Genomic DNA, 12,796 nt, shown 5'->3' with positions numbered 1-12,796 from the left:
GCGCTGCCGCCTGCGGTGCCCGCACCGCTGCCGCCGGCGGTCGCCGCGTTCGACCCACCCGCCTGACCGACGCCGCCGGTCTGACTCGCCGCCTGTTCGCCGTCGGCCCGCGACGACCCGCTGACCGCCGAGGCCACTTCGATGACCGTGCCGGGTCCGTTGCCGCCCGAAACGCTACCGGCCTGGCCCGCGGAGCCGCCCGGTCCGTTGACACTGCTCGCCGGACCCGGGTTGTAGCCAGCCGTGGCATGGGTGTTCGGCGTGTACTCGAAGCTGCCGATGTCGATGGTCTTGGCGGGGTCCGAGTACGGTGTCAGGGGGTAGAACGCCACGCCGTGGCCGTCGTAGCCTGTGGCCATGCCGCTGTAGCTGGTGGCGGACTGGCCCTGAGTCGCCCTGTTGTCCACGCTGGTGGCGGTGAGCGAGCCGCCGGCGGTCACCTTGCTGTCCCGGTTCAGCAGATGCCCATCGATGTCCATGTTGCCGCCGGCCGCCAGCCGGGCAGCCGCCGTGTGGGTGGCGACGTCGCGGGTCGTGGTCTCGGTGATCTGCCAGTCGAGGTAGCTGATGCCGACCAGCGTTTCGCTGCCGTCGGCATTGCGGTGCCACACCTGGCCCGTGAAGGGGTCGCCCCGCGTGTCGTCCTTGCTCCAGTTCTTGCCGTCCAGCGTCGACAGGTGGGTCGTCTGCTCGGTCCTGGTTTCCTGCACCACCTGCAAGTGGGTGTCGATGTTGTTGACGTTCGCCATCGCGATCGACATGTCGCCGAGCGATTCGATGGTGGCGCTTTCGTTGTTCAGGACGCTGCCCTTGCCGCTGGCGTAGCCGTTGGCATCGAGCGCGCCGCCGATGTACATGTCGCCCGCGCTGAAAATCAGTGCACCGTCGCGGTTGTTGATGCTGCCCGCGCCGATGTCCAGCGTGGAGCGCGCCGCGATGGTGGCGGCGGAGGTCGCGCCCCCGACGGTCTCGGCGACGTTGTTCAGCGTGCCCGCGCCGATGGCGACGGCATCGCCATAGATGCGGCCAGTTCCGATGTTGTTGACGGTTCCCGCGTCGATTCGCGTCTGGCCATGGCTGTCGATCAGGCCTCGGTTGTTGAGCGTCCCGGCCTGGATGATCGTGTCGACCGCGCTCATCTCGGCGTTGACGGTGTTCTCCACCACGTTGCCGCCGGCCGTCAAGGTGCCGCCCGCGAGCAGCTTGCCGTTGTTGGTCAGGTTGCCGGTGGTGACATACCTCAGCTCGCCATTGGCGCTCACCTCGCCGTTGTTCACGATGTCCTGCGTGAGCGCGATGCTCAGGTCCCGGCCCGAGGAGACGGTGCCGTCGGCGCTGAAGCGGGCGGCGTCCAGCTGGAGGGCCTTGTTCGCCGTGAGGACCCCGCCGGTGTTGGTGATGGCCAGCGTCTTGGCGTTGGGATTCGCGGCCTTCGGGTCGACGATGCGCAGCGTGTCGTTCGCCGAGATCAGGCCGTTCGTGTTGTTGACGCTGCCTCCGCTGGTGATGGTCGTGTTGACATCGGACCGGACAGCGCCCGAAGTGTTGTCGAGATCGCCGACGTTCAACGCAACATTCCGGCCTTCGATGCCTTGGTCGATGCCCTGCGTGTGGGTGTTGTCGATCACTCCTGCGGTGAGCGTCGTCGTCGCGCCGGAGCGGATCAGGCCGCCGGCGTTCCGGACGGTGCCGGCGTTCACGCTCAGGTCGCCCACCGCCTGGGTCACGCCGCCCGTGTTGTCGTAGGTCGCACCGTGCGTGTCCACGGCAACGCTCGACTGGCTGAAGACGGTTCCGCCGCTGGTGTTGGAGAAGTCTGTCGAGTTGGCGGTCAGCGCGTCCTTCGAGCCGATATAGCCGCCCGCGTTGCTCAACGCGCCGCTGGCGATATCGAGCGTGCCGGCACTGGTGATGCCACCCTTGCCGCTTGCATGGCCTGCGGCATTCGTGTTGCTCAGTGCCTGGCCGTTCGTGTTCACCGTCATGGCGCCGCCGGACTGGATCAGGCCGGCATCGTTCGCGAGCGCGCCCGAGTTCAACGCCACCGTGGTCGCGGCGGCCAGTGTGCCCTGCGCATTCGACAGGGTGTTGCCATCGGTGTTCACGGACAGCGTATCGCCAAAGACCTTGCCCGCCGTGTTGTCGAAGCCGCGGCTGGCGAGAACGACATCGCCGCCCGCTTGCATCGTCCCGCCGGCATTGACGGTGGTGCCGCTGGTGGTGACGCGCAACGCACCCTCGACCGCCGCGACGATGCCGCGCGTATTGTCCAGACTGCCGGCCGTGACCGCCGCGTCGCCGTTCGCTGCCAGCGTCCCCTCGACGTTGGACGCCGCCCCCACGACGGTGGCGACCAGGTTGCCGACGGCGGTGATGCGGCCGGCATCGTTGCGCAGGCTGCCGGCGCTCAGGGCAAGGTTTCCGCCGGCGCCGATCTCACCGCCGTTGCCGTTGTCCACCAGCCCGGTGGTGGCGAGGTCGAGGCCAGACGCGCCGGCCGCACGCAGCGTGCCGCCCTGGTTCAACAGGCTGCCCGCGGCAATCGAAACATCGCCGTTGCTGGCGATCGTGCCGCCGGCGCTGTTGTCGATGGCGCCGGCGACCGTGATGCGCGTGGCGCCGGCGCCGGTCTGGATGATCCGACCGCCGCGGTTGCCCAGGGCCGCCGCGTCGATCGTGACCTGGGCCGCCGTGGTGACGCCGCCCGCCTGGTTGAAGTCCCCGGCGCGCACGACCAGCGCACCGTTGGACGTGATCTCGCCGCCGGCTCCTGCGAAGTTGCCCGCATCGATCGTCATCGTCCCGGTGCCGGCGTGCTGCAGGTGACCCAGCGCGTTGGACAGCGCCCCGGCCTTGAGCGTCATGTCGGCGCCGTTGCTGGCGATCCGGCCACCGTCGTTCTTGAGCGTGCCGGTCGCCGCGATGTGCGTGGCCGCGGTGCCGACCTGGACGATCTCCGCGCCGTGGATGTTGGCGATATCCGCCGCATCGATGGTGATCTGCTGGGCAATGGTCGCGCCACCGTCCTGCGCATAGGTGCCGGCCCGCACGGCCAGCGCGCCATTGCTGATCACACGTCCCTGCGTGGCGCTGTACGTGCCGACGTCCAGATTCGAGGTCCCCGCGCCCGCATGCTCGATCGCGCCGGCCGAGTTCTGCAGCGTCGCGGCGCGCAGGGCCAGGTCCTGGCCGTTGGTCGCGATCCGGCCGCGGGTGTTGTCCACGGTGGCCGTGACCGCGATGTGGGTGCTGCCGTTGCCGCTTTGCACGATGGTGCCGGAACGATTGCTCAGGCTTGCGGCATCGATCCGGATCTGCTGCGCGGCCATGCTGCCGCCGTCCTGGCTGAAGTCGCCGGCCTGGACGACCAGGCTGCCGTTGCTGACGATGCTGCCCGCGTTGCCGTCGAAGCTTCCGGCGTCGAGCGCCAGGGTGCCGGTGCCGGCGTGCGCGATGGCGCCGCGGGTGTTCAGGAAGCTGCCGCCCAAGAGGCTCAGGTCGTGGCCATTGGTCGCGATCTGGCCGTCCGTGTTGTCGAAGCGCCCGGAGGCCGCGAGGCGGGTCGCGCCATCGCCCAGTTGAGTGATCTTGGCGTTGCGGTTGTCGATATCGACAGCATCGATGGTGATCTGCCGGGCCGTGAGTTCGCCCCCCGCCTGGTTGAACTCGCCTGCATGCACTGCCAACGCGCCATTGCTCGCGATGCGACCACCCGCGCCCTGGAAAGCCTGCGCGTCGATGCTCAACGTCCCGGTGCCGGCATGCTGGATCGTCCCATCCTTGTTGACCAAGGTGGTGGCGGCCAGACCCAGGTCTGCGCCGTTGCTGGCGATCGTTCCCGAAGTGTTGTCGAGCACGCCGCTGGCGGCGATGTGCGTCGCCCCCCCGCCGATCTGAACGATCTCGCCGCCGCGGTTGCCGATGCTGGCGGCGTCGATGGTGACTTGCTGCGCACTGAGCTTGCCGCCGTCCTGGTTGAACGCGCCGGACAGGCCGACGACGAGCGCGCCGTTGCTCACGACGCTGCCGCCGGCACCCTCGAAGCTGCCGCCCCTGAGCGACAGCGTGCCATTGCCGGCATGCTCGATGCTGCCGCCAGCGTTGGCAAAGGTGACAGCCTGGAGCGCCAGGTCCTGCCCGTTGCTGGCGATGCGCCCGCCGGCATTGCTCAGCGAGCCGCTGACGGCGATGGTGGTGGCGCCCGCGCCGGTCTGGACGATCTCGCCGCCGCCCGTGTTGGCGATGTTCGAGGCGTGCAGGTCCAGTTGGCCGGCATTGAGCTTTCCGCCCTGGTTGACCAAGGTCTGTGCGCCTTGGCTGTCGGCGCGGATGCTGAGCGTCCCGGCCGTGGCGACGGTGGCGCCGCTGGTCGTCACGTCGCCCTGCGTGGCGTTGATCGCGATGTTCGCGGCGCCGGTCTGGCTTCCCGAGAGATCGACGCTCGCGCCCTGGAGCGTCGCCTGGCCGGCCGCGAGGTTCTTGCCCTGGGCGACCAGGCCTCCGGTCGCCGTGACATTCAGATCGCCGGTCGTTCCGGGGCTCCCATCGGCGTTGATGCCCGCGCCGAGGACACCGGTGCGCCCGCCTTGCAGGGTGGCGGCACTGACGACGACGTTTCGTCCAGCCGTGATGCTGCCGTCATGGATGAGGGCGCCGGCGACAACGATGCTTGCATCATTGCCCGCGCGCAGCGAGCCGGTGTTGGACAGCGAGCCGGCGCGTGCGACCAGGTCGGTCGCGGCGCCGATCTGGCCCGAGTTCGTCAGCGCGTCCGTGACCGAAAGCGACGTGCCCGCCATTGCGGAGGCCACGGTTCCGAGCGTGTTGTCGAGCGACCGGCCCTGGATCGAGACGGCTTGATTGGCAAGAAGCGAGCCCGAGACGTTTTGAATCGCGCCCGCGACGCGCGCATCGAGCGCGCCGGTCGCGGAGATCGTGCCGCGCTGGTTTTTCACCATGCCGCCGACCTGTAGATTGGCGTTGCCATTGCTGGCGAGCGTTCCGTCCTGATTGAGCAGGTCGCCCGTGGTCGTGATGTCGAGACTGCCGGCATTCAGCTTGCCGCCGCTGTTTTCGAAGCTCACAACGTTGGCACTGAAACCGTTCGCGACGTGGAGCGTGCCCCCTGCATTGCTGAAGGTGGGACCGGAGACCGCGAGGCTGGAGACTTCGAGCTTGCCGCCCGCGTTCGAGACGTTGGGCGTCTGCAGTTCGATCGGTCCGCCGGCATAGACATGACCGCCGTCGTTTCGGATCGTGCCGGCCGCGGTGATGAGGCCGGGCGCGATCGGCGCCACTGGCGTGACCGCCGTGCCACCCGCACCCGCGCCCGGGTCTGCCGGACCCCCCGTGCCCGAACCCGCTCCCGCATCGCCCGTGCCGGCCCCCGCGCCGGAATTGCCCCCGCTGGAGCCGCCTCCCGCGCCTGCGCCAGAAGCATCGGCGGCTGGCTCGTAGCCGATGGTGCCGCCGTTGGTATTGACAAGCGTCGGCGCTGCGAGCGCGAGCCCGACCATGCTCGTCTGCCGAATCGTTCCGGCATTGTTCACATCGCCGGCCGCGCTCGCCAACTCGATGCGCCGGCCTTCGATGGTGCCGCCCGCGTTGGCCAGGTCGCCCTGCGTGGCGATCTTCGTCGTGCCGGCGGCCACCACCGTCCCGCTGTTCACGAAGGTGGGCGCCGTGATGACCGCAGCGCCCGCGGCCTGGATCATGCCGATGTTCTCGATCCTCCCGGAGGCCGTCACGGTCAGTTCGCCCAGGCCCATCAGCCTGCCGTCACCCGCGCCGGTCTGGATGGTTCCTGCGTTGCGGGCGCCGACGCCCGCCTCGGTGCCCATGATCCAGATCTTTTGCGCGTACATGCCGCCCAAGGCGCCGGAGTCGAAAGCGATCGGCGGGGTGGGCCCGCTGCCCGCCATCGGCACGACGTTGGCGGCGACGCCCGGCGCCCCATCGGCGCTCACCTGGTTCGCGCCCGTCACGACGCGCAGTTCTCCGCCGCCCCAGACACCGGCGTTGATCGACACCATGCGCGCATACAGCGCGGCGAATTCGGTCCCGCTGGCGTCGAGGCCGCTGCCGCTCACGTCGATGGACCCGCCGCTCACGCGATAGCTCTCGATGCCGCCGTAGGCGTTGAGCTGCGGCACGCCGGTGGTGAGCGTCGCGCGCGAGACGTTGATGAAGCCACCGCCCTGGACCTGGATGCCCGAGGGGTTCGCGATGATCACCTCGGCCTTCGGTCCCGCGACCTCCACGTAACCACGCAGGTAGCTCGGCGACGAACTGTTGACTTCGTTGAGGATGACGCGCGCGGAGCCGCTCGCCAGCCATGGATTGGCACCGATGTAGCCGCCGAGTTGCGACTGCACGGCCGTGCGGGAGTTGTTGAGGATCGCGCCCTGGGCGTTGACGTCGAACTGCCGATACACGTTGCGCGATACCCCGGCGGCCGAGGGCGTGACGATGTTCACGACGGGCACCCCGTTGGGCGCGGCCAAGACGGTCGGGCGCTGATTGCCCGGGGCGTTCGGATCGGCTGCGATCTGGGCCTGCGCGGGCGTGAGGGCCAGCAGCGCGGCTGCCGTGACACCGACCGCCCCGACCGTCGTCCCCGCCGCCTTGCCGGCACTTCGCGCGGTCTCTTGAACCGCCACCAGCATCCCTCTCGCGGCGCTGAAAATCACCCTGTATCGCAGCTTGTTCATCTTGTTTTCGGGTTCAGAAGTTGTAGTTCAGGCTGAAGCCGGCAGTGAGCTTCGCGGTGCGAAAGCCCTCGGGCTTGCTGATGGGCGCGCCGACGAAGACGTCATAGTTCAGGCCCTGGAAGACGCCGCGAATGCCGACGACGCCGCCCGCCAGTTCGTTGCCGAGCTGGAACTCGACCGAAAGACCTCCGACATGTCCGTAGTCCACGCCGGCATAGAGTTCGGCGCCCCTTCGGCCGAGCGCCCAGCCCAGGTCATTGCGGATGAGCCAGCCGCGCTCGCCCAGCAAGCTGTTCTCGCCATCGAAGCCGCGTACCGTGTAGCGCCCGCCGATGGCGAAACGGTCCTGCGGCGTGAGGGGCGTCCCGTTCCACTGCGCGCGCCAGAGTCCGCTGTAGCGGAACTGCTCGCCTGCGAGTTTGAAAGGCGCGTTCAGGCTGGCCTCGGCCGTGAACAGTTCCATGTGCGAGGTGCCGTCGCCGAAAGGTTCTTCGGGCGCTTCCTTCGATCCGAACGCGCCCGTTCCGCGGCGGTACGCCAGGGTTCCGTCCAGCGTCGCTTCGCCGATGAACTCGCGGTGATTCGCGCTGGCCTCCCAGCCACCCACGACGCGCCGCTGGACGTCGATCTCGGTGTCGTCGACGAAGTTGTGCGAAGCCCGGCGCCATGCCCGAAGCGCTGTCGTCGTCTTGCGCGAGGCATCCCTGTAGATCAGCCTCGCGAGCTTGACCTCGGCATTGCTCGACTCGCCGCTGTAGACGTAGTTCTGGCCCAGGCCTGCCACGGACTGGTGGTAGTCGTTCTGCGATGCCGTCGCGCTCAGCAACCAGTAGCCGTACGGAACGGCGTAGTGCACCGTCTGTCCGGCCGTGCCCTGCCCCTGATGGTTGAAGGCATCGTGATTCAGGCTGACATAGAAGAGGTCGTTCAGCCCGAGGGGGCCATCCCACGCGACGGTCGCACCGGCCTGTGTCTTGCCGGTGGCATCCGTTCCACCGTCGTCCAGGCTCAGGGTCGCGCGCAGTGGGCGTTTGCGCGTGTACGCGACCACCAGGTCGCTGTCGCCTGGCCGCGCGCCTGGCGCAGGGGAAGCCTCGATCTGGATGTCGGCGTCAGCGGTGGGCAGGCGCTTGAGGTTCTCCAGGCCCTGTTCGATGTCGCGCAGGTTGACGAGACGGCCCACTTGCGCCGGGATGGCGCCGCGCAGGCTGGTGGAGGTCTTGTCCTCGCCTTCTTCCCGATCCTTGAAGCGGATCGATGCAACACGACTGGGGACCAGCGTCAGGACCAATGTGCCGGCGGCAAGGTCTTGCGGGCCAACGAGCACGCGTGTGGTGACATAGCCTTGGGCGATCACGGCCTGCTGGACGCGCGCGAGGATGACGTTGACGCCTGCGGTGCCGAGGCAGCGACCCTGCCAGTCGTCGGCTGCTTCACCCGATCTCGCTGCGGCATCCAGCGCCCATTGGAAATCGTCCGCCAGTTCGCCCGAGAGCACCAGCCGATCGATGCGAAAGCACGGCCGCTCGTCCTCCGCCAAGGTTTGCGCATCGATGACCGCGGGCTTCGGCCGAGTGTCGACCGTGCGTTCCTGCTGCTCGCGCAAAGCGCGTTCGCGCTCTTGCTGGCGTTGCTCCTCGATGATCGGCCTGGGCGTGGAGGCGACTTGCGCATGCGCCGCGAACGCGGCGGCAACACCCGTCAGCAAAAGGGGCGAGAGGATGGAGGCCGAGAGTTTCGGAACGCGGCAAACAGCCGCTTTGGGCGACGCACGCCCGCGGAAAGAAAAAGTCATTGTTCTTATTGATGCGCCGAAGGACGCGGAATATGCGAAATCGCCGCGTCGATCCGAAAGCACCACCACCCTGAATTGCTCAGCCCAGACGAATGATTTCTTCGTATAAGCGAGTCGAGATTGACAAAAATTCTGTCAAGAAATGCCGGCGATTTTCTAGGGCGCCGCGCACCTCGGGAGCGGTCGCCCACCGATGCCTTGCGCACATCCGTCGGATGCCTCTCTCGGGGCAGAGGAACGGCTTTTCTTGACTGATTATTGTAGGAATGCAAGTCCGCGCGACGACATCAGATTCGTCTGGAATTCGTGCAATATCTCTCTTCTTCTTTCGAAGAAATTCACCGCGCAAGTCGCCATTCAATTGCCAAATAAACATCCACATCGATGGAAATAAGAAGATCTTCTTACCTCTCGCTCGACACAATGAGTTGGTGTCTCGAATTGCCGGTCCGCTTTGATACGGCACGCTCAACGTCTATTTGCGTTTGCACGGAGGAGCAGACATTGCCGATGCGTACGGCCCTATGTCTTCCTCCCAAAAGGCTTGTGTGGGTCTGAAGCTGACTCGAAAGAATTTCGACGCGCCAGAGCGCTCGACCGGCGCCCAGAATCACATGCGACCATCCGGCTTTCCTCCGCCATCCGTCTTCGACGGCGTCGATAAAGTGGGCTAAGCGCGCTTTCCGGCTTTGGCGGTCTTGGCGCTTTTCTTTGCGGCAGGCTTGCGCGCAGTCTTCACCATGGGCGCCATGCGCTCGTCGCCGTCGCGCGCGGAGCGCATCAGGCCGCTTTCGCTCGAGGTCATGCCCACGATCTTCGCGAGCTGGCGGCTCACGCTCACGTAGGCATGGCCGAGACGGCTGTCGAAGTACAGCGAATCGCCGCGCGCCAGGTGAACCACTTCGCCGTTCTCGAAGTGCACCTCGATCTCGCCTGACAGCACATAGGCGAACTCCTCGCCCGCATGCCGCACGAAGTCCTCGGGGCCGTGAATGCGGCGTGCATGCACCGTGCCGACGACGGGGCTCATCTGCTTTCCGGCCGCCGTGGTGCCGAGGAACTCGTAGGCGATCGAGAGTCCGCGGTACACCACGCCCTTGCCCGCACGCGTGACCACCGGCCCTTCGAGCTGCGCGGGCTTGACGCCGGCCCCCGCGAACATCGCATTCATGTCCATCTCGAGCGCACGGCCCAGCGCGGTGAAGTTCTCGTAGCCCAGCGCGAGCTGGCCGCGTTCGGCGCGCGAGATGGTGGTGATCGACACGCCAGAGCGCTCGGCCAGTTGCGCCAGCGTCCAGCCGAAGCGCTTGCGCGCAGTGCGCAGTCGATGGCCGAAAGTGGTGCGGTCCAGCTTGGGCGGCTCTTCCTTCGGCTTCGTCCCCGGCTTGGTCCCTGTGTGTGGATTCACGCGTGGCTTTCTCTTGTGATGCAGGGAGATTCTGCCAGCCCGGCGTCACGCCATCCATGCCGACCCGCATGACGCGGGCCCGGAAGTTGCGTATACGCAAATTGCGTTGACGCAAATTTCACCGATTCGGTGCCCATGGTTTTCCCTTGATAGGGTCGAATGAATTTGCGTATCCGCAAATTTCTATCTACACTTTTCGCCGATGAGTACCAGCACCCCAGCGCCCTTCGTGGCCGACTACCTCGTGATTGGCGGCGGCATCGCCGGGGCCTCGGTGGCCCACTGGCTCGCGCCCCACGCCCACGTGGTCCTGCTCGAACGCGAATCGCAGCCCGGCTACCACTCCACCGGCCGCTCCGCCGCCCTCTTCATGGAAAGCTACGGCACGCCGCAGGTGCGCGCCCTCACGAGGGCCAGCCGCGCCTTCCTCGAAGACCCGCCCGCGGGCTTCACGGAGCATCCGCTGCTCACGCCGCGCGGGGCCATGATGGTCGCGGGCAAGGCGCACATGGCCGAGCTCGAAGCCCACTGGGAGGTACTGCGCGCCATGAACACCGGCGCGTCGCGGCTGAGCGGCGAACAGGCGCGCGAGATGGTGCCGGCGCTGCGGCCCGAACAGGTGCTGGGCGCGGTGTACGAACCCGATGCGGCCGACATGGACGTGCACGCCATTCACCAGGGCTACCTGCGCGGCATGCGGCAGGCCGGCGGCAAGCTGGTGTGCGATGCGGACGTGACGGCCATCGAACGCATCGGCGACCGCTGGCGCGTGCAGGCCGGCGGCGCCGTGTACGAGGCGCCGGTGGTGCTCAACGCGGCCGGCGCCTGGGTCGACGCCATCGCCCGCATGGCGGGCGTGCAGCCGCTGGGCATCGAGCCGCGCCGGCGCTCGGCCTTCATCTTCGCGCCGCCCGAGGGCGAGAGCGTCGCGCACTGGCCCATGGTCTTCGGCGCCGACGAAGGCTGGTACATCAAGCCCGACGCCGGCATGCTGCTCGGTTCGCCGGCCAATGCCGACCCCACCGAGCCGCAGGATGTGCAGCCCGAGGAGCTCGACATCGCCATCGCCGTGCACCGCATCGAGGAAGCGACCACGCTCGCCATCCGCCGCCCCACGCGCACCTGGGCCGGGCTGCGTTCCTTCGTGGCCGACGGCGACCTGGTCGGCGGTTTCGAGCCCGGGGCGCCCGGCTTCTTCTGGGTCGCGGCGCAAGGCGGCTACGGCATCCAGACCTCGGCCGCCATGGGCGAGGCCTGCGCCGCGCTGGCACGCGGGCTGCCGCTGCCCGAGCGCATCGCGGCCTTCGGGCTCACGGCCGAGATGCTGGGCCCGCAGCGGCTGCGCGCGGCCTGCGCCTGATCGCCGGGCAAGAACAACCGCCCTCCTACCTCAACGAGAACCCACCCATGCGTGTCTTCAGTGCCTCCCTCGCCACCGAAACCAACACCTTCGGCCCGATGCCGACCAGCCTCGCCTCCTTCAAGGACCGCGGCTACTTCGCCGCCGGCAAGCATCCCGATGCGATGACGCTGTTCTCGGGCCCGCTGTGGGCCGCGCGCATGCGCGGCGCCGACAAGGGATGGCAGCTGTTCGAGGGCATGGTCGCCGGCGCGCAGCCCAGCGGCACGACCACGCGCCATGCCTACGAGACGCTGCGCGAAGAACTGCTGAACGACCTGCGCGCGGTGCTGCCGGTCGACATGGTGCTGCTCGGCCTGCACGGCGCGATGGTGGCCGACGGCTATGACGACTGCGAAGGCGATTTGCTGGCGCGCGTGCGGCAGATCGTCGGGCCCGGCGTGGTGATCGGCGCGGAGCTCGATCCGCACAACCACCTCACGCCCGCGATGGTCGCCAACGCCGACGTGATGATCTCCTTCAAGGAGTACCCGCACACCGACGTGCTCGAGCGCGGGCTGGAGCTGGTCGACATCTGCGCCGCCACCGTCGAAGGCAAGGTCAGGCCGGTGGCCGCTGTGGTCGACTGCGACATGATCGTCACGGTCCACACCTCGCGCGAGCCGGCGCGCGGCTTCGTCGAGCGCATGCAGTCGCTCGAGGGCAAGGACGGCGTGCTGTCGGTCTCGTTGACGCACGGCTTCTCATGGGGCGACGTGTCCGAGATGGGCACCAAGGTGCTGGTCTACGCCGACGGCAACCAGGCCAAGGCCGACGCGCTGGCGCGCCAGCTCGCCGACGAGCTGATCGCCATGCGCGACGGGCTCACGGTCAACTATCCGAGCATCGACGCCTCGCTCGACGAGGCGCTGGCCTTCGACGGCGGCCCCGTGGTGCTGTCCGACGGTGCCGACAACCCCGGCGGCGGCGCGGCCAGTGATTCGACCTTCATCCTGCGCCGCATGATCGAGCGCGGCATTCGCAACGCGGCCATCGGCCCCATGTGGGACCCGATCGCAGTGCGCATCGCCTTCGACGCAGGCGTGGGCGCGAAGCTCGCGATGCGCATCGGCGGCAAGATCAGCCCGCTGTCGGGCGACCCTCTGGACCTCGATTGCACCGTGAAGGCGCTGCAGCACGACCTGGTCATGACCGGCCTGGCGGGAACGCCCACGCTGATGGGTGACAGCGCGCTGGTCGAGGCCGACGGCATCGAGATCGTGCTGATCACGCTGCGCAACCAGGCGATGGGCACCGACCTGTTCACGCAGCTGGGCTGCGACCTGGCGGCCAAGAAGATCATCGTCGTGAAGTCGTCGCAGCATTTCTATGCCTCGTACGCCAAGGTCGCGAAGCATGTGATCTATGCGGGCGCGCCGGGCGCCGTGACGCTGGACCTCAGCACGCTGCCGTATCGCAAGGCCCGCCTGCCCAAGTGGCCGATCACGGCATGACCCCCAGGCTGGCCCACTTCTTTTCAGCCC

General features: G+C 67.9%; 5 protein-coding genes. 2 read left to right on the top strand and 3 right to left on the bottom strand.

Going from position 1 to position 12,796, the window contains the following annotated elements:
* The 3 genes from AC1DYD_RS37305 to AC1DYD_RS37295 all read right to left on the bottom strand — a co-directional run.
* Positions 1-6,710 (bottom strand): two-partner secretion domain-containing protein (locus tag AC1DYD_RS37305; protein WP_478177772.1); only part of this gene is annotated, 6,710 nt, incomplete at its 3' end.
* 13 nt (positions 6,711-6,723) lie between these two features.
* Positions 6,724-8,505, bottom strand: a complete 1,782-nt coding sequence (locus AC1DYD_RS37300) for a ShlB/FhaC/HecB family hemolysin secretion/activation protein (RefSeq protein WP_478177774.1) — start codon at positions 8,503-8,505, stop codon at positions 6,724-6,726.
* A 670-nt stretch (positions 8,506-9,175) separates the two neighbouring features.
* On the bottom strand, positions 9,176-9,913 hold the full coding sequence (locus AC1DYD_RS37295; RefSeq protein WP_478177771.1) for a helix-turn-helix domain-containing protein: 738 nt from the start codon (positions 9,911-9,913) through the stop codon (positions 9,176-9,178).
* A 202-nt stretch (positions 9,914-10,115) separates the two neighbouring features.
* Here AC1DYD_RS37295 and AC1DYD_RS37290 point away from each other — a divergent pair, with 202 nt between their 5' ends.
* Positions 10,116-11,273: an NAD(P)/FAD-dependent oxidoreductase gene (locus tag AC1DYD_RS37290; protein WP_478177770.1), complete on the top strand. Its 1,158-nt coding sequence runs from the start codon at positions 10,116-10,118 to the stop codon at positions 11,271-11,273.
* 47 nt (positions 11,274-11,320) lie between these two features.
* On the top strand, positions 11,321-12,766 hold the full coding sequence (locus tag AC1DYD_RS37285; RefSeq protein ID WP_478177769.1) for a M81 family metallopeptidase: 1,446 nt from the start codon (positions 11,321-11,323) through the stop codon (positions 12,764-12,766).
* Positions 12,767-12,796: the final 30 nt, after the last annotated feature.

Source organism: Variovorax sp. P4_B11 (assembly GCF_056402355.1).
Note: the sequence above shows the minus strand (reverse complement) of the source record. Positions and strands in the feature narration are given on the sequence as shown.

What these genes read in the sequence shown, in the direction of transcription:
- AC1DYD_RS37300 (WP_478177774.1), bottom strand. Translation starts at nt 8,505, where the DNA reads ATGACTTTTTCTTTCCGCGGGCGTGCGTCGCCCAAAGCGGCTGTTTGC.
- AC1DYD_RS37290 (WP_478177770.1), top strand. Translation starts at nt 10,116, where the DNA reads ATGAGTACCAGCACCCCAGCGCCCTTCGTGGCCGACTACCTCGTGATT.
- AC1DYD_RS37285 (WP_478177769.1), top strand. Translation starts at nt 11,321, where the DNA reads ATGCGTGTCTTCAGTGCCTCCCTCGCCACCGAAACCAACACCTTCGGC.